Source organism: Methylobacterium sp. Leaf112 (assembly GCF_001423295.1).
In the GTDB taxonomy this organism is placed as follows: Bacteria; Pseudomonadota; Alphaproteobacteria; order Rhizobiales; family Beijerinckiaceae; genus Methylobacterium.
Window position 1 is genome coordinate 1 of the sequence record NZ_LMNG01000014.1, and the last position, 19,516, is coordinate 19,516.

Consider the following 19,516-nt stretch of genomic DNA (forward strand, 5'->3'; position numbering starts at 1 on the left):
CCGCGTCGAGGAGCGAGGTGCGGGTGTCGAGTTCGAGGTCCCGGCGCTGGCCGTTCACCGTCAGCGACACCTTCGCCAGGACGGGCTTGTCGGTCCCGGTCGGCCGGTCGGCCGCCGGCGTGGCGCCCGCTGCGGGCACGGCCGCCAGGGCCGCCGTGGCGGATGCTCCCACCATCAAGTCTCTCCGATTCACTTCGAGGGCTCCAACTGGTCCCGTTGCGGCGCCGCCCCGTCGCCGGCGAACGGCCGGGCGAGGTCCGGCGCGCCGGACGGGGTGCCGAGGGGAAACACGATCACCTTGGATAAGCTCCAAAGTGACGTGCGGATCCGCGACGGCCGGCGGGCAAAAGCACGCATGGTCTCCTGATCCGCCTCGCGAGGCAGGGCCGTCGCGCACGGGCGATGGATTTGCCGATCGCGGTCCGCGTGCTTATGACCGAACGCCGCGATCATGCCGGCGCAGTCAGGGGGAGCGGGGCGAATGCGGGGAAACAGGCACGAACACGCGCGCCGTTTTCTACTCCCCTTCGGCGTGTGCGCCGCGCTCGCGCAGCAGCCTGCACGTGCGCAGGAGACGGCGCAGCCGTTCACGCTGGCCTGCGTCAACACCGGTGGCAAGACGATCTACTTCAGCATCGATCTTCCCGCCCGGCGCTGGGCGCTGATGAAGGCGAACGGTGCGCTCGATTCGAAGCCGCAGGCCGTCGCCGCCGAATCCAGCGACATCATCAAGCTGAAGAACCCCGGGGGGTACTTCAACATCGACCGCAAGACCGGAGCCATGGAACTCATCAAGGGCGAGACCCGCCGGGTCGACCGGATTCCCTGCGCCAAGCACGAAACCCACCTGCCGATCCCGGCGGACGTGCCGGCGGCGAACAAGTTCTGATCGCGTCGCGTCCCGTCGGGGGGCTCCCCCTTTCGAAGCGAACGCCCGACGGCGATCGGCAGCGGCCCGGCGATGGGCCGGAGCCGCGTGCGGGCACCGGCATCCCCGAGAAACCGGTGTCCACCTTTCGGGCCGATGACCTGAGGAGGCCAGCATCTCCGATACGAAGACCCCGCGCGCGCCGTCGCGCCTGAATGCCCTCGCCCGCCTCGTGGCGGCGACCGTCCTGCTGCCCCTGGGCATCCTGCTCCTCGGCCTGTGGGAGCAGGAGCGGGCCGGCGCCGATTGGGCCGATCTCGCCGCCGAGCGGGAGCACCTGACCCGGATCGTCGCGGATCTGGAGGCGCGGGCGCCGCCGGACGGGCGCCCCGATTTCCGGATGCAGTTCCGCCGCAACGGCAAGGGTTACGGCGGTCCCCTCGCCCTGGTTCAGGCTCGGGCGGCCCGGGACGAGGTCGCGACCCTGATGACGATCATGGACTGGCGCCGCCTGCTCCCGCCCGTGGTCGTCGCGGCCGGGGGCGCCGCCGCCCTCCTGTCGATCCTCGTGCTCCTGGCCGGCGCCGCCCTCGGGCGACTGGGGCGGGCCTCGCGCGACGCGCTGGTGGCCGGCTTCTCGTGGATGCGCCGCCTGCTGCCGCCGGTGCTCGCCCTCCAGGTTCTCCTCACCACGGCGGGCTTCGTCGCGGCCGTGGTCTTCGAGGCCGGGCTGCTGGCGCGGCCCGGGCTGGGCGGCGGCGAGATCAAGATGCTGTTCCTGGCCGCCGTCGCCGTCGGGGCGGTCCTGATCGCGGCGGGCGCCACGGTTCTGGGCCTGCGCCGGGCGCTGTCCGCCTTCGAGCCCGACCCCCTGTCGATCTTCGGCCGGGTCGTCTCGCCCGCCGAGGCGCCGGGCCTGTGGCGGCTCACCGAGGGGCTGGCCGACCGGCTCGGGGCGTTGAAGCCCGAGGCCGTAGTGGTCGGTCTCACGGGGGGCTTCTTCGTCAGCGCCGGCCCGGCCGTGGTCGAGCCCGGCGGCGCGCCGCTGACGGGCCGGATCCTCTACCTGCCGCTGCCCTACCTCGCCCTACTGCGGGGCGACGAGGTGGCGGCGATCATCGGCCACGAACTCGCCCACTACGCCGGGGGCGACACCGTCTACAGCCAGCGCTTCCTGCCGATCTATGCCGGCGTCGGCCGCTCCCTCGACGCGGTGGCGGAGGGGCATGCCGGGTCCTTCGGGCTCCTCGGCCCGTCCTTGCGCCTCGGCGTCTTCGTCATGGAGAACTTCCACCTCGCCGTGCGCCACTGGAGCCGGACCCGCGAGTTCGCGGCCGATGCGGCGGGTGCCGGCCCGGCCTCCGTGGACGCCGCCGCGCGGGCGCTCCTGCGCACGGGGGCGGTGGCCCCCCGCATCGCCGAGACCTTGGACGCCGCCGCCGAGGCGCCCGGGTCCGCCCCGGCCGACCTCGTGGCGGCGAGCCTCGACCACGCCATCGCGCGCGGCCTCGACGATCCGGCGACGCATCTCGAGGCGGAGCAGGCCCACCCCACCGACACCCATCCGCCGACCCGCGAGCGCGTGGCGGCCCTCGGCCGGACCCTCGACGCCGAACTCCTGGCCGCCGCCGCCGCCGTTCCGCCCCCGCACGCGCTCGGCCAGCTCGCGGCCTACTTCGCCGATCCCGCCGGCCTCTGCCGCGCGGCGACGCACGATTTCCTCGACGCGGTGCGGGCCCACGATGCGGCCTTCCGCGCTCATCTCGAAGCGACGGCGGCGGAGATCGGCACCGAGGCGCGGGAGCTGCGCGAAAGCACCCGCCCGGGGGCCATCGCCCTCCTGGTGGCGGGCGGCTTCTTCATCGGGGTCGCCCTCCTGTGGCTCSCCGCCGGCCTGCCCGGCCTGTCCGCCAGCCAGGCGGGGGCCGTGGTGGGGGTAGCGCTGGCGTGCGGGGCGGTCCTGGGCGGCTTCGGCGGATTTCGGCTGTGGCGGGGCGAGCGCACGACGATGATCCTGACCCCCGAGGCCCTGGCGGTGCCCGGCCTCGACCGACCGATCCTCTGGGACAGCATCGCCGACCTCGACATGACGACCCGGCAGAACGGCGTCGTCACCCGCCTGCTGCTGCCGCCGGAGGCGCCGTTCCCGCAGGCGGTGCCGGGCGGCCGCAAGGTGAAGCTCGACGCAGGGCGCGGCATCGTCACCGTCACGGCCGGCCTGCCGTACCGGATGTCGGTACAGGACTTCGCCGACCTCATCGGCCGCTACCGGCAGGCGGCGCAGGCGCGCCGTGTCCTGGCCGAGACTGCGGCGCAGGCGCGCCGTGTCCTGGCCGAGACCGCGGCGGCTTCCGAATCCTCCCAGACCCCCGTGATCCCGTGAGGTTCCGACCATGAACACCGCCCCCAACCGCCCCGAGCCCTCGCGTACGGAATCCTTGCGCCTGCCGCCGCCCCGCCAGGGCTGGGGCAACATCTTCTGGACCCTGTTCGGCCTCGTGGCGCTGGGTGCCCTCCTCGTCGCCTGCGCCGTCTACACGGCCCCGCCGGTGGTGACGGATTGGCAGATCCGCGACACGGCGCGTCCCGTCGCCGCCGCGCGGGTGAGCGACGGCAAGTGCAGCACCAAGATCGTGCTCCACCTCTGCGACATGACCCTCACCCTGCCCACCCCGTCGGGCCCGGTGGTCCGCCGGATCAACACCGTGTTCACGGGCGTGCATGCGGGCGATTACAGCGTCCGGGTGATGGCCGATCCGGCCCGGCCCGACCTCGTCACCACCGATCTCGCCCTCGACCGCCTGTGGAACCGCACCGTCACGCTTCTGGTCATTGCGGGAGCGCTGGCGGCCATCATCGTCGCGGCCCTCGCCGCGATGGTGCGCAACCGGCGGGCCGGCGCGGGGGCCATGGGCTGATGCGATCGCGGCTTCGGCGGGACGGATCGCTCCACACACCGCGCGAGGGGGGCGCCGCATGATCGTGTTCTGGACCGGGCGGGGCTACTGGGTCGTCTTCTTCGTGGCGCTGGCGATGTTCCTGCCCCTGATCGTCCTGCGGCAGGTCGACGGGCCGGAAGTGGACCGGGCGGTCTGCCTCACCATGAGTCTCGCGGCGCTCGCCGTCCTCGGCCTCGGCCTGCGCTGGAACCGCGGCACGACCTTCGGGCCGGCCGGGCGCGACCACGCCTTCTGGGGGTTGCCGATGCAGGTCTGGGCCGTGCCGATGCTCGTGTTCGCGGCCCTGCTCGGGACCGGTACCATCACCACGGCGGAGGCTCCGCGCGCCCGCTCTTCCTTCCAGGAATCCGGCGGCGTCGTCCGGTGAATCTCAGCCCCGCGTCACGAAGAACCAGTTCGGCGCGAGGCGGCGGTCGCTCTCGGCCCCGGAGCCGGCCGGAAACGCATCGTCCGGCCGGTACACGAACGACGTGCCCCAGGGCGTGCCCCCCGGGATCGGTTCGTCCAGGGCGATCTCGCCGCCGGGACCGCGGGTGAACCCCGCGAGCCCGAGGCGTTCGAGGGCGTGGCAGAGGGCGCGGTAGCGAGCGTAGGGAACCCCGAGGTCCCGCAGGACGTCGATCTCCCGCAGGCTGTCCGTGTCGCGCGCGCCTTGCGGACGGTACGGGGTGACGCGCCGGCCGTTGACGAGGCGGGTGCTCTCCCACCACGCCGTACGCTCCGCCTCCGCCGGAGGATCGTCCCGCCCGCGTTCGAAGGACACCAGGGTGGGCATGGTCGCGATCTCGGCCACCACGGCGTCGAGCCGCGATCGGTTCAGGACGAAGTAGCCCGTCGTCGTTCCGAACGCCGCCCAGGTCATGCCGCCGCCGACGGCCGCCAGGGCGAGGAAGACCGCGACCCGGTGCGTCGCCGCGCGGGCGAACGCCGGCACCGCGACGACGGCCGCGGCGATCCCCGGGACCGGCGCGTAGGCGACGAGGGCCCAGCCGAACACGACGACACCGCAGCCGCCGACGACGAGGGCCGCCCTTCGCGTCCCGTCGGACCGAGGGGCAATCATGGCGGGACGATCATCGCCGACAATCCCGGACCAGAATCCCCGACCGGCGCCGTCATCGAACGGCGGTCCGGCCGATGCGGGCGCGTCGCGCCGGGAGGTGCCGGCCCAGGAGCGCGAGGCCGAGCCAAGCCAAAACCCAAGCCAAAACCCAGGCCGAAAGCCACGCAGCGAGCCAGATCTCGTACAGGTGGCCGTCGAGGGCGGCTTCCCCGTCGAGGCCGAGCCAGCGCGCGAGCCCGTGCGGGACCGGAAGGTCGGTCCAGAGGAGGACGCGCAGGACCGGGATCGAGAGCAGGCCGACGGCGAGGACGAGGCCGGCCGCCCGGTAGAGGGGCCGCGCCGCGCCCTCCACGGTGCCGACGAGGCCGCCGACGAGGGCCGTGCCGAGCCAGAGTTCGACGGGCCGCAGGGTCGGATCGGTTCCGGGCTCCGCGGGCAGGAGGGGAAACAGCAGGAAGACCGGGGCGAGGCCGAGTGCCAGCAGCAGCCCGAGGAGCGGAACGTGCAGCAGGCGCAGGACGGGGCGGCGGACCGGATCGCCGGCGTCGGGCCCCCGCTCAACCGTCCGCATCGCGCGCGCCGTCGAGGGCCTTCAGGAAGGCGGGGTCGCCCCGGTGGCGCCGTCGCAGGGTCCGCCCGTCCGCCTCGGCGGCGTCGCAGCGCAGACGCTTCACGGCCGCCGCGATGGCCCGGCCGCGCGCCGCGTCCGTGGCCTCCTCCCCGCCCCAATGGTTGCAGTCCCGCAGCCGCGTCACGTACGCCGTCACGTCGCCCGGCAGAGCGGGCTCGGCCCGGACGGCGAGCGGTCCGAGGAGCGGCGCGGCGAGAAGCGTTGCGAGCGGCCCGGCAGAACCCTTGGCGACCTTGGCGAGAACGGTCCGCATGGCACTCCATCCTGCCTTTCCTCGGGGCTCCCGCGCCGTATACAGGGAACCCGCATGAGACGCAGCCTTCTCCCCGCCGCCCGCTTCGCGCTCCTCGCAGCGTGCCTCCCCGCCCCGTCAGTGGCGGCGGGATGGGAGGCGGCGCGGTTCGAGCCGCCCGCGAAGACCGAGACCGCGACGTCTGGAGAGGGCAAGATGTCGGGGGAGGGCAAGCAGATCACCTGCACCACCTACCGCGATCTCATGGTGCGCGAGAGCGACACCGACACGCCGGACCCCGAGGACGCGAGCCTCGTGCCGCTCGTGAACGGCGCCGCCCCCGCCTGCGCCGCCGCGCCGGGGCCGGGTGCGCGCATCCTGGCGACCGCCGGCCAGCGCTTCCTCGGCCGCACGGGCGGGTTCCTCGTCTTCGAGCAAGCGAGCACCAACGGCACCGTCCCGTTCGCGGTGCTCGACGCGGGCACGGGCCGCACCCTGATCCGGGACACGACCGCCGAGGCCGGCATCGACACCTTCGCTGTCGCGGACGGGACCCTGCGGCTCGGGTTCCTCCGCGGCGTGCAGGGGGCCTGCTCGATCCCGAAGCACGGCGCCGGGTGCTGGGCGCGGATCGCCCGCGACGGGCCGCTTCCACCCGCCGTCGCGGCCCTGCCGGCACCCGTGAAGGCCTGCGCCGGGAGCTATCGGGCCGGAAAGGCCCCGAAGGACACGCCCAGCATCGTCTCGTTTCCCGTACGCCTCACGGGGACCGCCCCGCCCACCGTCGAGGCCGGCGGCCCGGTGCGCTGCGCCCCGACACCGTGAAGGCGATCTCCCCGTGAGGGCGGCTCTCACTTTGACAGCGTGCCCGCCCCGTCATCGAACCGTCACGCCAAGCCCGCATCCGGGGCCGTCCTACCGAGGAACCACCGCATGATCTCACGCCGCCACGCCCTCGCCGCCGCGCTCGCCCTGTCGGTCCTGTCCGCCCCCTCGGCCATGGCCGAGCCGACCATCGGCCTCGCCGAGCGCCGAGCGATCGCGGCCTACCGCCAGGACCGCTACCCCGCGCAGGAAAAGGCGATCCAGGAGGCGGCGGGCTTCGCCGTGCCGGTGGAGGTGGCGTGGGACGACCTCACGCTCCCGGGCGACGCCAAGTACTATTCCGACCCGGACTATTTCGAGAAGACGATCTTCGAGCCCCTCGCCGCCGGGCTGAAGGAGGTGGCCAAGGACAAGATGGGCCGCGACGCCCTGGCCGCGAAGCTCAAGACCATCCGCGTCCGCTTCGACGAGAACACCGCGCCCGCCTCGAACTACGCCAAGCGCCTCACGTTCGACGGCGGGGTCCTCGACGTGAACTGGCGGCCGTTCACCAACGTCGCCGACTCGAAGGACCGGGTCGAGGCCGTGGTGAAGCTGCTGGAGAAGGGCCTCTGACGGTGCGTGGCACCGCCCTGGGCCTCGCCGCCCTGCTCGCCGCCTGCGGCGCGGCGGCGGCCGAGCCGGCCGCCCGGTCCGGCACCTACGACAGCCTGACCCTGGCGGTCTCCGGCGATGCGGTGGCGGGGGTCTTCGCCGAGCAGCGGGGGGCGGCCGAAGCCGGGAGCCCTCAATTCGCCTGCGTGTTCCTCCTGCGCGGCACCCTCGCGGGCGACCGGGCCAAGGTCGAGACGTGGTTTCCCGACGAGCCGGAGCGCATCCCGGGGGACCTCGCCTTCACCCCGGACGGCGCCGCCCTGACCCTCGCGGAGGATCACGGCGGGTGTTCGATGACCACGGGCACCATGGTGGGGACCCCCTACGCGCTCTCGCGGCGTGCGGCGTCGACCCCGGACGGATGGATCGGCGTCGGCCTCGTGACGGCCGAGCGCACGGCCTTCCGGCCGGAACCCGGCCCGGCTCTGGCCCGGCCGCCCTACCTCGTCCGGCTCGATCCCGTCGCGGTGTTGGAGCGGCGGGACGCCTGGGTGCGCGTGCGCTACCGGGGCGAGAAGGCGCCGGTCATCGGCTGGCTGCCTGCCGCCGACCTCGCCGTGGTGACGCCCTGACCCCCTCGCCGCCCGAACGGCCCGAAGGCCCGCCCCCGACCCCAGGACGATCCCATGCGCCGAACGCTGTCCCACACCCTCGTCCCGCTGATCCTCGTGGCCGGCCCGGCCGTCGCCCAGGGCCCCGCCGTGCCGCCGCGCCCGGCCACGACCTGGGTGCCGGTTGAGGAGCCCATGAGCGCGCTCCTCAACGGCGGCCACCGCATCGTCTCCGCCTCCGGTCCGAGCTTCACCCTCGAGCGGGGCGGCAAGTACGTGGTCTGCGAGGTGCGGCCGGCGGGCGGGATGCGCGGGGCTGCCGAGACCACCTCGACCTGCCACCGCGTGAACTGAGGCCGGCAGGATGGAAGCCACGGACGCGTCCCTTCGCGCGCGGTTCGACGCCCTGTGGGCGCGGACCGTCGGCACGCCCGGCGCGGCGGCGTGGCGGGCCCTCGACGCGGGCTACGGCGCGGCGGACCGGCACTATCACGGCTGGCCCCACGTCGCGGCGCTGCTCGCGGGGCACGATTCCGTGCGGGCGCATCCCGATTTCGCGGGCGTCGACGGCGACGCCGTCGACCTCGCCATCGCCTTCCACGACGCCGTCTACGACATCGCCCGCGCCGACAACGAAGCCCGCAGCGCCGACCTTCTGCGTGCCGAGGCGGGGCCGGCGTCCGAGGATGCGCGCGTCCGGGCCGCGATCGCGATGATCCACGCGACGGCGGCGCACGGCCCGAGCGCGGACCCGGCGACACGGCTCCTCCTCGACCTCGATCTCGCCGTGCTCGGTGCGCCGCGCGCCGTCTACGCGGCCTACGCGGCGGCGATCCGCCGGGAATACGCCGCCGTTCCCGAGGCGGCGTGGCGGCTCGGGCGCGCCCAGATCCTCGACCGCTTCCTCGCCCGGCCGCGCCTCTACCAGACCGACCTCTTCCACGACCGCTTGGAGGCGGCCGCCCGCGCCAACCTCGCGGCGGAAGCGGCCGGGCTCCGCGCCGGGCCCACGGAATAGGCGGACCCACGGAATAGGCGGACTCACGGAATAGGCAGACTCACGGAATAGGAACGTCCCGCATGCGTCCCTCGCGTCGCGTCGCGCGCCTCGTCGCGCTCCTCGGCCTGCCCCTCGTGCTCGCGGCCTTCGCGGCGGAGGGCCGGTTCGGCATCACGCGGTACCGCCTCGCCGGGACCGCGTACGCCGTGCCGCACACCTACGAGTTTTCCCGAAATTTCCGCCTGCCCTGGCTCGACGCGCTCCCGGGGCTCGGCCGGGAACCGGCGGATTCGCTCTGGCTGATGCTGCCCGCCGCCGAGGTCGCGGCGGGCCTCCCCGGCTACAGCCCCCTCAGCCACGGCCATGCCGGCCCGTTCGCCACCGACCTCGTGGTCCACGTCGTCGGCGACCCGGACGGGCGCCGCTTCGCACCCCTCCACGCCCGGCAATGGGGCATTTTCGATGCGCGGCTCGCCGAGGGCGCGCCGTGGCGGCCCGACCCGTCCGGCGGCGAGCGCCTCGTCCATTCCGAGGGCGTCGACCACCGGCGCTTCTACCGCCTCCCGTCCCGGCACGCGGCGCGGCCGGCCGACCAGGCCCCGCCCGGCTGCCTCGCCTCGGACACTTCGGACAAGCGCGAGGTCTCCACCTGCACCTACCTCGTCCACCGCGACGGCCTCACCTACGATTTCTCCCTGCGCCCGGAGAATCTGGCCGTGGCCGACCGCGTGCCGGCCTACGTCCTGGCCCGCCTCGCGGCCTGGAAGCGTCCGGCGCCGGCCCGGGAGGAAGCCCCCTGATCCGCCGCGACCCGGCCTACTGGCAGCGCCTGCGCAAGGACCGTCCCTCGAACGTGGCGGCCGGGCTCGCCGTCGTGGCGGGCCTCGCCGCCACCGTCTCGGTTACCGCCTGCCTCGTGCCGGGACCGCACGGCGCCGCCCGGGCCCAACCCCTCTATTGGCTGTCGATGCTGCCCCTGGTCTGGTGGGCGAACGGCCTGGTGCGGTTCGAGCCGCGTGCGGTGCGGTGCTGGCGGGCCGCCCTGGCCCTGGCCTGCCTCGGCGCCGGCGCGGGCCTCGCGGCGGCCCTGTGGCGGGCGGAGGATTGGACGCTGCCCGCCCTCGGCTTCGCCGTCACCCTCGCGAGCGCCGGAGCGAGCCTCGCGGTCCACCGCGACAGTCTGGTCGCCCGCGAGGGGCCGGCGCGCTGAGCGCCAAGGACCCGTCAGCGCTGGCGGATCGGCCGCAGGGGGCCGTGGAAGAAGCCGGGCTCCATCCCGATGGCGGCGGCGCGCTCACCGATCACCGCGAGGCCGCTCAGCAGCCCGGCGACAGGGGAATCCAGCAGGCCCGGATGGTTCAGGGCCTTGCCGATCTGGCGGCCCTCCCACCAGAATTCCGCGAACAGCAGGGCGAGGAGGCCGAGCAGCCCCCAGGTCTCCAGGCCCTGCCCGAGGAGATAGACGCCGTAGGGCGGCGACAGGATCGTGCTGAGCTTGGCCAGACCGATCACCCCGGCAAAGCCCAGGACGAGGATCAGGAGCAGGCGGACCAGCAGGCGCCGATACAGGCGCAGGGCCAGGTTGAGTTCCTCCACGGAGGAGTGGTCGAGCGTCAGGGACATCCGGGTTCCTCCCATGCGGTTCTTCCCGCCTGATACGGTCCGGGATGTGTGACCGACGGACGCCCGCCCCGCAACCGGCGCCGGGGCGGGTGACATCTCGGGGCCGGACGCCCATGCTCGCCCGTCGATGCGAGGAGCCCGAGCCGTGCTGGTGATCCTGGACCGCCTGTTCTCCCCATCCGGCGCGCAAGCACCCGCGACGGGCCGCCTCACGCCCGAGCGGGCGGCGGCAATCGCGGCGCGCGCCGCGGCGGGAACGGGCCTCGCCACCACCGGCACGGCCGTGCCGACCCGGACGGACACCGGCCTCGTCTGGGACGTCCGCGAGGTCGCCTACGGCAGCGGCTGGCGCGTGTGCGTGGACAATGCCACGGGCGCGCCCGGCCCGGTCGGGCGCTGGGGCCTCCGGTGAGCCGGGCGGTACGGGGACGAGCGCTCGCCTCGCTCGCCCTCCTGGGGCTCGCGGCCGGCCTCGCGCCCCAGGCCGTGCGGGCGCGCGACGGGGGCGCCTACCCGCTCGCCTGCCGCGACGTCCACGCGGATTTCGCCCGCACGGAGCACTGCGCCCGCCGCGCGGGGGACTTCGTCCGCATCGATCCCGCCCGCCTCGCGCGCATGCCGTTCCGGGGCGGGGTGACGGAGATCGTCGTCGACGAAATCGGCTGGCTCTGGGCGCGCCGCGACGGGCTGGCGCTGGCGGTGTTCCCCCTCGACAACGGGCCGGACCCCTTCGCGCAGGGGTTGGTGCGCGCGCGTCACGCCGGCAAGGTCGCGTTCCACGACCGGCGCCTGCGCCGGGTCCTGGCCACGGATTTCGACTGGTCGTTCCCGTTCAACGCCCGCGGGGAGGCCCTGGTCTGCCAAGGCTGCCGCTCGGATGGGCGCCAGCCGTCCGCCATGGTCGGGGGCCGTTGGGGGCTGATCGACCGGCACGGCCGGCTGACGCGGCCGCTGGCGGAAGGCGGAGGCGCCGCCACGCGTTACTTCGGCTGGCCCCGATGAACGCGCCCGCCGACGCGAAGGCCGGTTGAGGACGCCGTCACGCGGTTGTGATCGCGCGGGGCCGCATGGTACGCCGTGTGGACGGGCTCAGACGGGAGACGGTGCCATGGACGAATCGCCTACGGCAGCGCCGCGCCCCGGCTCGGGGATGCCGGCGTGACCTCGATCTCGGGGCTGCCCGCCTTCCTGCTCTACCTCGCCACCGCCGGGGGGCTCATCGGGACGTATCTCCTCGTCTACACCCTCGCCACCGCCCACAACGAGGTCGCGCTGATCCGCCAGGACGTGGCGGCGGCGGCGGTGGCCCTCGGCTTCAGCCTCGTCGGCTTCGCCCTGCCGCTCTCGGTGGCGATCTACAACGCGCAATCCCTCCTCGACTGCATCGTCTGGGGCCTCGTCGCCCTCGTGGTGCAGATCGCGATCTACTGGCTCGTGCGCCTCGCCGTGCCCGACCTCTCCCGGCGCATCGAGGCGGGCAGCATGGCCGCCGCGACGCTCCTCGGTGCCGCGTCCTTCGCGGGCGGCATCGTCAACGCCGCCTCGATGACCGCCTGAGATGGTGGTGCCGCCCCCGGGGACACCGGACGCCGCCGCCGAGGCGCGCCGCCGCAAGCGCTCCGTCGCCATCTCCCTCGTCCTCGTCGCCGGGGCGGGCACCGCCGCCCTGGTGCTGGCCGGGCTCGATCCCTCCCAGAAGGAGGAGGACGCCCTCGTGTACGAGAACCCCGCCGCCTGTGCCGCGCAGGGCCTGCGCAGCGCCGAGGCCTGCACGACCGACCACGCGGCGGCTCTGGCCGCCTACGCGTCGAGCGCGCCGCGCTACCGCACCCTGGACGAGTGCCGGGGGCATCACGGCCCGGACGGCTGCGTCGCGGGTGAGACCGTCGTGGCGGACGCGGCCGGGTTCTTCGTGCCCGTGATGGCGGCCTACCTCCTCGGCCGCACGGTGGAGCAGGCCCTGCCGCCCCAGCCCCTCTACCGGCACGCGGACGAGGCGACGGGCGGGGGCGGGGGCTACTGCACCGGCGCGGGCGGACGGGTTTTCGCCGCCCGCGGCGGCGGGGCGACCCATGTGGCGTCGCGGGTGGCGCGCGCGACGCCATCGTCACCCCGCACGGTGACATCCGGCGGCTTCGGCGCGACCGGGCGGGCGTTCTCCTCCGCCTCGGGCAGCCGCTCGGGCGGGTTCGGGGGCGGCTGATGCGCCGGGTGACGCTGCCCGAGCGGCCGGACTGGCGCGCGCACGCGGCCCGGGCGGGCTTCACCTTCCATACCTTCGACGACGCGCCCTACTGGGACGAGGGCGCCTACTATGCCTTCACCCTGGCGGAGATCGAGGACGACCTCGAGGCGCCGACCCGCGAGATCCACGCCCTCTGCCTCGCCTTCGCCGAGCGGGCGGTGGCGGACGCGGCGATCCTCGCCTCCCTGGCGATCCCCGAACATGCCTGGGACGCCATTGCGGACAGCTTCCGGCGGCGCGACCCGTCCCTCTACGGGCGCCTCGACTTCCGCTACGGCGGGGCCGGCACGGGGCCGGCGAAGCTCCTCGAATACAACGCCGACACGCCGACGGCCCTCTACGAGAGCGCGGTGTTCCAGTGGCTCTGGCTGGAGGACGGCCTCGCGACGGGGCGCCTGCCCGCGGGGGCCGACCAGTTCAACGCGCTGCACGAGCGCCTCATCGCCCGGCTTGCCGGGATGGGGCTGCCGGGCCGGTTGGCGTTCACGTGTTTTCCCGACGCATTGGAGGACCGGGGCACGGTGGCCTACCTGCAGGATTGCGCGGTGCAGGCCGGGCTCACCGCCCCCTTCGTGCCCATCGAGGCCATCGGCCTCGCCGAGGACGGGCGTTTCGTCGAGGCCGGGGGCGGGCCCCTCGACGCCCTGTTCAAGCTCTACCCGTGGGAGTGGATGTTCGCCGACGCCTTCGGCGCCGCCATCGGCGCGTCGCCCACCCGCTTCCTCGAACCGCCCTGGAAGGCCGTGCTCTCGAACAAGGGGCTCCTCGCCCATCTCTGGGCCTTGGCGCCCGGGCACCCGAACCTGCTGCCGGCCTATTTCGAGTCCGACCCCGCCAAGGCGGCTCTCGGCACTTCGTTCGTGAAGAAGCCGCTCTACTCCCGCGAGGGCGCCAACATCCTCCTCGTGCGCGACGGCGTGCTGCTGGAGCGGGACGAGGGGCCCTACGGCGGCGAGGGCTACGTGCGCCAGGCGCTCGCCGAACTCCCGGTCTTCGACGGCCGCCACGCCCTGGTCGGCAGCTGGATCGTCGGCGACGAACCCGCCGGTCTGTGCCTGCGCGAGGGCGCGTCGCGCATCACCACCGACCGGGCCCGGTTCGTGCCGCACCTCATCGACGGTTGAGGCCGGGTCCGCGATGCTCCGCGACGGGGCGTCGTGCCATCGACCGTGACCGGCACGGGCACTTCGCGTCGCGGCCAAGGAACCCTCAGGCGTTCGCCGTCTTGATGGAGGTATGTGCGTGACGCACGGGGCGATCGCCTCGGGCCGTGCATCACGTGGCGGAGGAATGGGATTTCATTCCTCAAAACGCAAAGGATTGATCATGGCGAACACGAATTCCACCTCGGGCCAGCGGCTCCACGAGACCCAGAACGGCACGAAGTCCAACGCCAAGCAGGTCTCGACCGACGCCCTCAACGCCCGTCTGGCCGACGGCATCGACCTGGCGCTGGCGGTGAAGCAGGCGCACTGGAACCTGAAGGGTCCGCAGTTCATCGGCATCCACGAGATGCTGGACAGTTTCCGCGCCGAGCTCGACGACTACAACGACAAGGTCGCCGAGCGCGTCACCCAGCTCGGCGGGACCGCCCGGGGCACGGCGGCGGCCGTCGCGGGTTCGTCGCAGCTCGCCCCCTATCCCCTCGACGCCTACGCCATCGCCGACCACGTCGCGGCGCTGATCGACCGCTACGCCGTCTACGCCAACGCCGTGCGCCAGAACATCGACGACACCGACGAGGCCGGGGATGCCGGCACGGCGGATCTCTTCACCGAGGTGTCGCGTGGCGTCGACAAGCAACTCTGGTTCCTCGAGGCCCATGTCCAGGAGCCCACCGGCCAGTTGCGCGACGGCGACCACGCCGGCAAGCGCTGACAGGCGACGAGCGCCGAACCGTTTCGCCGGTTCGCTGAAACGATAAAGGGCACCGGTCTCCGGCGCCCTTTTTCGTGGAACTCCGCCCAGGGCGCGCGTCCCCTACAGGAACGGCGCCGGGTCCCGTTCCGGCTTGGGCGGCCGGACGTCGTTGCGGTTCCACCAGCCGCCGCCGAGCGCCTGGAACAGGGCCGCGGTGTCGGCGTACTGGTTGGCGCGGGCCCCCGCCGAGGTGACGATGGCCGACAGGTAGGATTGCTGGGCGATGAGCACCTGGGTGCTGTTGATGGCGCCTGCGGTGTACTGCTTGCGGATGAGGTCGAGGCTCTGGCTCGTCGCCTTCTCGGCCGCGGCCGCCGCCGCCACGGCCTGAGCGTCGGATTGCAGCGCCCGCAGGGCGTCGGCGACGTTCTGGAACGCGCCGATGACCACGGCGCGGTACTGGGCCTGGGCCTGGTCCAGGGTCTCCTCCGCGGCGCGCTGGCGGCGGAACAGGGTGCCGGCGTCGAAGATCGGTTGGGCCACGGTGCCGACGATGCCGTAGAAGCTCGCCGCCGAACTCGCGAGCTGGGCGATCCGCACGGCGCTCGACCCGCCATTGGCCGTAATGTTGAACTGCGGCAGGCGGTTGGCGACGGCGACCCCCACGAGCGCGCTCGCCTGCTGCACGTTGGCCTCAGCCGCCTTCACGTCGGGGCGCTGCTGCACGAGGTGCGAGGGCAGGCTGACGGGCAGCCGGGTCGGCAGGCGGAGCGAAGCGAGGGTGAAGGTCTGGGTGACTTCCTCGCTGGGCAGGCGCCCGACGAGGGCGGTGAGCAGGTTGCGCTGGAGCGCGAGCTGCTTTTCCAGCGGCGGCAGCAGCTGCATCGACACCGAGAGCGCCGCCTGCTGCACCACCACGTCGGCTCCGGCGATCTGCCCGAGGGAAAGCTGCTTGTTGTAGAGGGTCAGCACCTCGGTCTGGGCCTGGATCACCCGCTTCGTCGCGTCGATCTGGGCGCGCAGGGACGCCTCCTGGATCGCCGCCAGCACCACGTTGGCGGTCAGCGACAGGTAGGCGGCCTCGAGCTGGAAGCGCTGGTTCTCGGCCTGGGCCTCCAGCGATTCGATCTGGCGCCGGTTGCCGCCGAACACGTCGGGGGTGAACGAGACCGTCACCTGCGGGGTATAGAGGCTGTAGAACAGCTGGCGCTGGTCGTTGAGCGGGCTCTGGAGTTCGCCGCCCGGCACCTTCTGGCGCGAGCCGAGGCCGTTGAACCCCACCTGCGGGAACAGGGTGCCGCGCTGGGCCTCGACGTTCTGCTGGGCGATGCGCAGGGCCGCCTGGGCGGCGTCGAGGTTGGGGTTGTTGGCGAGCGCCTCCTCCACGAGGCGGTTGAGCGCCTTGGAGTGGAACAGGGTCCACCACTGGCCCGGCACGTCGGCCCCGGCGATGAAGTTCTGGTCGGCCGAGCCGCCCTGGCGGGTCACCACCTTGTCGGTGGCCGTCGGGTTGCCGAGGGGCTCGCGGGTGTAACGGGTCACCGGCGGATCGGCGGGGGGCACGAAATCCGGGCCGACCATGCAGCCGCCGAGGCCCGCCGCCAAGACCGTCGCCAGGCCCACCACGAGGGCGGCGGCGCGGGCCGTACGCAGGAGCGCCATCCCGGATCCGTTCGTGGTGCGTCGCATGATGTGGCCGATCCCGCCGGACGTCCGACGCCCGTAGAGGCGACGCAGACCCGCGCGAGTCAACGCGACGGTTCGTGCGGGATCGACGCTTTCACGCCCCTGTGTCGCGCGCATCACGCGTACGCCTCCCGGGCCGCCGCGTGCGCGGCCTCCGGCGGGCGCATTCCCGGGGCCGGCTTGCGCCGCGAGAACAGCCCGATGAGGATCGGCACGATCACCAGGATGAGGTTGGGCGCGAGCATGATGCCGCCCACCACCACCAGCGCCAGGGGCTTCTGCACCTGCGAGCCGATGCCCGTGGAGACCGCCGCCGGCAGGAGGCCGACGCAGGCGGCGACACAGGTCATCATCACCGGACGCATGCGGACGTTGGCGGCGTGCCACACGGCGGCGCCCCGCTCCCAGCCCTCGTCGAGGAGCTGGTTGTAATAGGAGAGCAGGATCACGCCCTCCATGGTCGAGATGCCGAACAGCGCGATGAAGCCGATGGCCGCCGAGATGGAGAACGGCGTCAGCGTCAGGGCCAGGGCGAAGATGCCGCCGATCATCGCCATGGGAATCACGCTGAGCGTCAGCAGCATGTCGGTGAGGGAGGCGAAGTTGACGTAGAGCAGGAGCGCGATGAGCGCGATGGTGATGGGCACCACGACACTGAGGCGCGCCACGGCGTCCTGCAGGTTGGTGAACTGGCCGACCCATTCGAGGTGGAAGCCCGCCGGCAGGGGCACCTCCTGGGCGATCCGGCTCTGGGCCTCCAGCACGGCGCCGCCGAGATCGCGCCCGCGCACGGAAAACTTCACCGGGATGTAGCGCTCCTGGTTCTCGCGGTAGATGAACGCCGCGCCCGAGGTCAGCTCCACGGTGGCGATCTCGGAGAGCGGCACGGGGATCACGCCGCCGGCGGGATTCGGCGCCCCGATGGTGATGTTGCGGATGGTGGCGAGGCTGCTTCGGTATTCGGATGCGAGGCGCACCCGCATGGGGAAATGCCGGTCCGAGCCGTACTCGTAGAGGTCGCCCGCCGTCTGGCCGCCGATGGCCGCCTGGACGGTGGTGTTCACGTCGCCGGGCGTCAGGCCGAAGCGGGCGGCTTTCCGCCGGTCGATGTCGATGCGCACCGTGGGTTGGCCGAGGGAGGCGAAGACCGAGAGGTCGGCGATGCCGGGAATCTTGGCGAGCGACGCCTTCACGGCCTCGGCGGTGCGGGTGAGTTCGGTGAGGTCGCTGCCGTAGATCTTGACGGAGTTCTCGCCCTTCACGCCCGAGGCCGCCTCCTGCACGTTGTCCTCGATGTACTGGGAGAAGTTGAACTCGATGCCGGGGAACGCGTCGTCGAGCTGCTTCGACAGGGTGCGCACCAGGGTCTCCTTGTCGAGGCCGGCGCGCCACTGGTCGATGGGCTTCAACGGCGCCAGGATCTCGACGTTGAAGAAGCCGGTGGCGTCGGTGCCGTCGTCGGGGCGGCCCTGGTGGGACAGGACGGTGACCACCTCCGGCACGTCGGACACCATCTTGCGCAGGCGCTCGACGTAGGCGTTGCCGGCCTCCAGCGAGATCGAGGCCGGCATGGTGCCGCGGATGTAGAGGTTGCCCTCCTCGAGCTTGGGCAGGAATTCGAGGCCGAGGGTTCTGGCCGCGATGGCGGAGGCCCCGAGCATGGCCGCCACCACGAGGAGCGACAGCACCTTGTTGCGCAGGCCGAAGCGCAGGATGATCACGTGGCCGAAGCGCAGCAGGCGCACCACCAGGGTGTCGCGCTCCTCCACGTGTTTCGGCAGGATCAGGGCCGAGAGGGCGGGCGAGACCGTGAAGGTGGCGAGCAGGCCGCCGATGAGCGCGTAGGCGTAGGTCTTGGCCATGGGGCCGAAGATGTGGCCCTCGACGCCCGTCAGGGTGAAGAGCGGCAGGAAGCCGACGATGATGATGGTGGCCGAGAAGAAGATCGCCCGGTTCACCTCCGCGCCCGCGATGGCGATGGTGCCGAGCCGCCCGGTGAGGCCGCCCGGCGCCTCCTGGCCCTCGCTGTGCTCGGGTTCGGCCACGTGCCGGAACACGTTCTCGACCATGATCACGGTGGCATCGACGATGAGGCCGAAATCGATGGCGCCCAGCGACAGGAGGTTGGCCGAATCGCCGCGCAGGACGAGGATGAGGATGGCGAACCCGAGGGCGAAGGGAATCGTCGCCGCCACGATGATGGCGCTGCGCAAACTGCCAAGGAACACCCACTGCACCACGAAGACCAGGATCACGCCGAAGACGAGGTTGTGCATCACCGTGTGGGTGGTGGTGTGGATGAGCCCGCTGCGGTCATAGATCCGCTCGACCTTCACGTCGGGGGGCAGCAGGCCGCTGGCGTTGATCTTGTCGATCTCGGCTTCCACCAGTTTCAGGGTCGGCAGGCTCTTGCCGCCCCGGCTCATGAGCACGATGCCCTCGACGATGTCGTTCTGGCCGTCATGGCCGACGATGCCGAGACGGGGCGCGTTGGAGACGCGGATGTCGGCGACATCGCGCACGAGGACCGGCACGCCGGCCACCTGCGTCAGCATGGTGTCGCGGATGTCGTCCATGTCGCGGATGAGGCCGATGCCCCGCACCACCGCCGATTGCTCGCCGACGTTGAGGGTCTGGCCGCCGACGTTGATGCTCGAATTGTTGAGCGCGGTGACGAGTTGGACCAGGGTCAGGCCCTGGGCCTGCAGGCGGTTGAGATCGACGGCGATCTCGTATTCCTTGGTCTTGCCGCCGAACGCCGTGACGTCGACCACGCCCGGAATCGCCTTGAACCGGCGCTGCAGCACCCAGTCCTGCAGGGTCTTCAGCTCCGTGGACGAGTAGCCCGCCGGCCCCGTCACCTTGTAGCGCATGATCTCGCCCACGGGGGAGGTCGGCGAGATCTGCGGCTGGGCCCCGCCCGGCAGGGGCGGCAGCTGCGACAGGCGGTTGAGCACCCGCTGCAGGGCTTCCTGGTAGGTGAAGTTGTAGTTGAACTGCACCTTCACGTCGGACAGGCCGAACAGCGAGATGGTCCGCACCACCGTGGCGTTGGGAATGCCGGCGAGCTGCACCTCCAGGGGAATGGTGATGTAGCGCTCGATCTCGTCGGCCGATTGCCCGGGATTCTGCGTGATTACGTCGACGAGCGGCGGCACCGGATCGGGATAGGCCTCGATGTTCAGCTGCGTGTAGCTGGCGTAACCCAGCCCCAGCATCGCGAGGAACATGAGGAACACCAGCACGCGCTGGCGCAGGGCGAAGACGATCAGGCTGTTCATCGCGCGCGGGTCATGGTCGGCCGATCGGGGCTGGGAA

24 protein-coding genes are annotated in these 19,516 nt (G+C 72.7%); 17 read left to right on the top strand and 7 right to left on the bottom strand.

The window, feature by feature from the left end; translation table 11 throughout:
* Nucleotides 1-189: 189 nt before the first annotated feature.
* Nucleotides 190-453 carry a hypothetical protein gene (locus ASF52_RS22865; protein ID WP_056170928.1) on the bottom strand — a complete coding sequence of 88 codons (264 nt, stop codon included), beginning with the start codon at nt 451-453 and terminating at the stop codon, nt 190-192.
* On the opposite strand from ASF52_RS22865, the gene ASF52_RS08935 reads away from it, so the two are divergent.
* The 4 genes from ASF52_RS08935 (at nt 452) to ASF52_RS08950 (ending at nt 4,195) form a co-directional block, all read left to right on the top strand.
* Nucleotides 452-889, top strand: a complete 438-nt coding sequence (locus tag ASF52_RS08935; RefSeq protein WP_156369077.1) for a hypothetical protein — start codon at nt 452-454, stop codon at nt 887-889. The genes ASF52_RS22865 and ASF52_RS08935 overlap by 2 nt on opposite strands.
* Before the next feature lie 211 nt (nt 890-1,100).
* On the top strand, nt 1,101-3,251 hold the full coding sequence (locus ASF52_RS08940; RefSeq protein WP_056170936.1) for a M48 family metalloprotease: 2,151 nt from the start codon (nt 1,101-1,103) through the stop codon (nt 3,249-3,251).
* A gap of 10 nt (nt 3,252-3,261) precedes the next feature.
* Nucleotides 3,262-3,786, top strand: a complete 525-nt coding sequence (locus ASF52_RS08945) for a hypothetical protein (protein WP_056170939.1) — start codon at nt 3,262-3,264, stop codon at nt 3,784-3,786.
* A gap of 58 nt (nt 3,787-3,844) precedes the next feature.
* The gene (locus tag ASF52_RS08950; RefSeq protein WP_056170943.1) at nt 3,845-4,195 is read left to right on the top strand and encodes a hypothetical protein; all 351 of its coding nucleotides are present in this window, start codon (nt 3,845-3,847) and stop codon (nt 4,193-4,195) included.
* Between the two features lie 3 nt (nt 4,196-4,198).
* On the opposite strand, the gene ASF52_RS08955 is transcribed toward ASF52_RS08950, so the two are convergent.
* The 3 genes from ASF52_RS08955 to ASF52_RS08965 are packed head-to-tail and all read right to left on the bottom strand — an operon-like array spanning nt 4,199 to nt 5,775.
* Nucleotides 4,199-4,891 carry a hypothetical protein gene (locus ASF52_RS08955; protein ID WP_056170946.1) on the bottom strand — a complete coding sequence of 231 codons (693 nt, stop codon included), beginning with the start codon at nt 4,889-4,891 and terminating at the stop codon, nt 4,199-4,201.
* Nucleotides 4,892-4,943: 52 nt separating this feature from the next.
* The gene (locus tag ASF52_RS08960; protein ID WP_056170949.1) at nt 4,944-5,462 is read right to left on the bottom strand and encodes a hypothetical protein; all 519 of its coding nucleotides are present in this window, start codon (nt 5,460-5,462) and stop codon (nt 4,944-4,946) included.
* Nucleotides 5,449-5,775: a hypothetical protein gene (locus ASF52_RS08965; RefSeq protein WP_056170953.1), complete on the bottom strand. Its 327-nt coding sequence runs from the start codon at nt 5,773-5,775 to the stop codon at nt 5,449-5,451. The genes ASF52_RS08960 and ASF52_RS08965 overlap by 14 nt, the downstream gene beginning before the upstream one ends.
* A 54-nt stretch (nt 5,776-5,829) precedes the next feature.
* Here ASF52_RS08965 and ASF52_RS08970 point away from each other — a divergent pair, with 54 nt between their 5' ends.
* The 7 genes from ASF52_RS08970 to ASF52_RS09000 all read left to right on the top strand — a co-directional run bounded on the left by ASF52_RS08970 (nt 5,830) and on the right by ASF52_RS09000 (nt 9,994).
* Entirely contained in the window at nt 5,830-6,579 is a 750-nt protein-coding gene (locus ASF52_RS08970) for a hypothetical protein (RefSeq protein ID WP_056170956.1), read from the top strand.
* A gap of 108 nt (nt 6,580-6,687) precedes the next feature.
* Nucleotides 6,688-7,194: a hypothetical protein gene (locus ASF52_RS08975; RefSeq protein WP_056088179.1), complete on the top strand. Its 507-nt coding sequence runs from the start codon at nt 6,688-6,690 to the stop codon at nt 7,192-7,194.
* A gap of 2 nt (nt 7,195-7,196) precedes the next feature.
* A complete protein-coding gene (locus tag ASF52_RS21935) occupies nt 7,197-7,805 on the top strand; it encodes a hypothetical protein (protein ID WP_082515254.1) in 609 nt (202 codons plus the stop codon).
* Between the two features lie 54 nt (nt 7,806-7,859).
* Nucleotides 7,860-8,138: a hypothetical protein gene (locus ASF52_RS08985; RefSeq protein WP_056170961.1), complete on the top strand. Its 279-nt coding sequence runs from the start codon at nt 7,860-7,862 to the stop codon at nt 8,136-8,138.
* A 10-nt stretch (nt 8,139-8,148) separates the two neighbouring features.
* A complete protein-coding gene (locus tag ASF52_RS08990) occupies nt 8,149-8,802 on the top strand; it encodes an HD domain-containing protein (RefSeq protein WP_056170964.1) in 654 nt (217 codons plus the stop codon).
* 62 nt (nt 8,803-8,864) lie between these two features.
* Entirely contained in the window at nt 8,865-9,584 is a 720-nt protein-coding gene (locus tag ASF52_RS22495) for a hypothetical protein (protein WP_056170968.1), read from the top strand.
* Between the two features lie 53 nt (nt 9,585-9,637).
* A complete protein-coding gene (locus ASF52_RS09000; RefSeq protein WP_018042896.1) occupies nt 9,638-9,994 on the top strand; it encodes a hypothetical protein in 357 nt (118 codons plus the stop codon).
* A gap of 14 nt (nt 9,995-10,008) precedes the next feature.
* On the opposite strand, the gene ASF52_RS09005 is transcribed toward ASF52_RS09000, so the two are convergent.
* Entirely contained in the window at nt 10,009-10,407 is a 399-nt protein-coding gene (locus ASF52_RS09005; RefSeq protein WP_018042895.1) for a hypothetical protein, read from the bottom strand.
* Nucleotides 10,408-10,552: 145 nt separating this feature from the next.
* On the opposite strand from ASF52_RS09005, the gene ASF52_RS09010 reads away from it, so the two are divergent.
* The 6 genes from ASF52_RS09010 (at nt 10,553) to dps (ending at nt 14,530) form a co-directional block, all read left to right on the top strand.
* Nucleotides 10,553-10,819, top strand: a complete 267-nt coding sequence (locus ASF52_RS09010; RefSeq protein WP_056170971.1) for a hypothetical protein — start codon at nt 10,553-10,555, stop codon at nt 10,817-10,819.
* Nucleotides 10,816-11,409 (top strand): hypothetical protein, encoded by a 594-nt coding sequence (locus ASF52_RS09015; protein WP_056170975.1) that lies wholly within the window; start codon nt 10,816-10,818, stop codon nt 11,407-11,409. Before ASF52_RS09010 ends, ASF52_RS09015 begins: the two co-directional genes overlap by 4 nt.
* 156 nt (nt 11,410-11,565) lie before the next feature.
* Nucleotides 11,566-11,964: a DUF350 domain-containing protein gene (locus ASF52_RS09020; protein WP_056170978.1), complete on the top strand. Its 399-nt coding sequence runs from the start codon at nt 11,566-11,568 to the stop codon at nt 11,962-11,964.
* 1 nt (nt 11,965) lies between these two features.
* Nucleotides 11,966-12,610, top strand: coding sequence for a DUF1190 domain-containing protein (locus ASF52_RS09025; RefSeq protein WP_056170981.1), 645 nt, complete (start codon nt 11,966-11,968; stop codon nt 12,608-12,610).
* Complete coding sequence (locus ASF52_RS09030; protein ID WP_056170984.1) at nt 12,610-13,776, top strand: glutathionylspermidine synthase family protein; 1,167 nt, start codon at nt 12,610-12,612, stop codon at nt 13,774-13,776. Before ASF52_RS09025 ends, ASF52_RS09030 begins: the two co-directional genes overlap by 1 nt.
* A 202-nt stretch (nt 13,777-13,978) precedes the next feature.
* Nucleotides 13,979-14,530 carry a DNA starvation/stationary phase protection protein Dps gene (dps, locus tag ASF52_RS09035; protein ID WP_056171037.1) on the top strand — a complete coding sequence of 184 codons (552 nt, stop codon included), beginning with the start codon at nt 13,979-13,981 and terminating at the stop codon, nt 14,528-14,530.
* 102 nt (nt 14,531-14,632) lie between these two features.
* Here the strand turns inward: dps and ASF52_RS09040 are convergent, their stop codons facing one another.
* Together ASF52_RS09040 and ASF52_RS09045 are read right to left on the bottom strand one after the other, a co-directional pair.
* Nucleotides 14,633-16,201: an efflux transporter outer membrane subunit gene (locus ASF52_RS09040; RefSeq protein ID WP_274533788.1), complete on the bottom strand. Its 1,569-nt coding sequence runs from the start codon at nt 16,199-16,201 to the stop codon at nt 14,633-14,635.
* A 113-nt stretch (nt 16,202-16,314) separates the two neighbouring features.
* Complete coding sequence (locus ASF52_RS09045) at nt 16,315-19,479, bottom strand: efflux RND transporter permease subunit (RefSeq protein ID WP_056170989.1); 3,165 nt, start codon at nt 19,477-19,479, stop codon at nt 16,315-16,317.
* Nucleotides 19,480-19,516: the final 37 nt, after the last annotated feature.

What these genes read in the sequence shown, in the direction of transcription:
- ASF52_RS08935 (WP_156369077.1), top strand. Translation starts at nt 452, where the DNA reads ATGCCGGCGCAGTCAGGGGGAGCGGGGCGAATGCGGGGAAACAGGCAC.
- ASF52_RS22865 (WP_056170928.1), bottom strand. Translation starts at nt 453, where the DNA reads ATGATCGCGGCGTTCGGTCATAAGCACGCGGACCGCGATCGGCAAATC.
- ASF52_RS08945 (WP_056170939.1), top strand. Translation starts at nt 3,262, where the DNA reads ATGAACACCGCCCCCAACCGCCCCGAGCCCTCGCGTACGGAATCCTTG.
- ASF52_RS08950 (WP_056170943.1), top strand. Translation starts at nt 3,845, where the DNA reads ATGATCGTGTTCTGGACCGGGCGGGGCTACTGGGTCGTCTTCTTCGTG.
- ASF52_RS08955 (WP_056170946.1), bottom strand. Translation starts at nt 4,891, where the DNA reads ATGATTGCCCCTCGGTCCGACGGGACGCGAAGGGCGGCCCTCGTCGTC.
- ASF52_RS08960 (WP_056170949.1), bottom strand. Translation starts at nt 5,462, where the DNA reads ATGCGGACGGTTGAGCGGGGGCCCGACGCCGGCGATCCGGTCCGCCGC.
- ASF52_RS08965 (WP_056170953.1), bottom strand. Translation starts at nt 5,775, where the DNA reads ATGCGGACCGTTCTCGCCAAGGTCGCCAAGGGTTCTGCCGGGCCGCTC.
- ASF52_RS08970 (WP_056170956.1), top strand. Translation starts at nt 5,830, where the DNA reads ATGAGACGCAGCCTTCTCCCCGCCGCCCGCTTCGCGCTCCTCGCAGCG.
- ASF52_RS08975 (WP_056088179.1), top strand. Translation starts at nt 6,688, where the DNA reads ATGATCTCACGCCGCCACGCCCTCGCCGCCGCGCTCGCCCTGTCGGTC.
- ASF52_RS08985 (WP_056170961.1), top strand. Translation starts at nt 7,860, where the DNA reads ATGCGCCGAACGCTGTCCCACACCCTCGTCCCGCTGATCCTCGTGGCC.
- ASF52_RS08990 (WP_056170964.1), top strand. Translation starts at nt 8,149, where the DNA reads ATGGAAGCCACGGACGCGTCCCTTCGCGCGCGGTTCGACGCCCTGTGG.
- ASF52_RS22495 (WP_056170968.1), top strand. Translation starts at nt 8,865, where the DNA reads ATGCGTCCCTCGCGTCGCGTCGCGCGCCTCGTCGCGCTCCTCGGCCTG.
- ASF52_RS09005 (WP_018042895.1), bottom strand. Translation starts at nt 10,407, where the DNA reads ATGTCCCTGACGCTCGACCACTCCTCCGTGGAGGAACTCAACCTGGCC.
- ASF52_RS09025 (WP_056170981.1), top strand. Translation starts at nt 11,966, where the DNA reads ATGGTGGTGCCGCCCCCGGGGACACCGGACGCCGCCGCCGAGGCGCGC.
- ASF52_RS09030 (WP_056170984.1), top strand. Translation starts at nt 12,610, where the DNA reads ATGCGCCGGGTGACGCTGCCCGAGCGGCCGGACTGGCGCGCGCACGCG.
- dps (WP_056171037.1), top strand. Translation starts at nt 13,979, where the DNA reads ATGGCGAACACGAATTCCACCTCGGGCCAGCGGCTCCACGAGACCCAG.
- ASF52_RS09040 (WP_274533788.1), bottom strand. Translation starts at nt 16,201, where the DNA reads ATGCGACGCACCACGAACGGATCCGGGATGGCGCTCCTGCGTACGGCC.
- ASF52_RS09045 (WP_056170989.1), bottom strand. Translation starts at nt 19,479, where the DNA reads ATGAACAGCCTGATCGTCTTCGCCCTGCGCCAGCGCGTGCTGGTGTTC.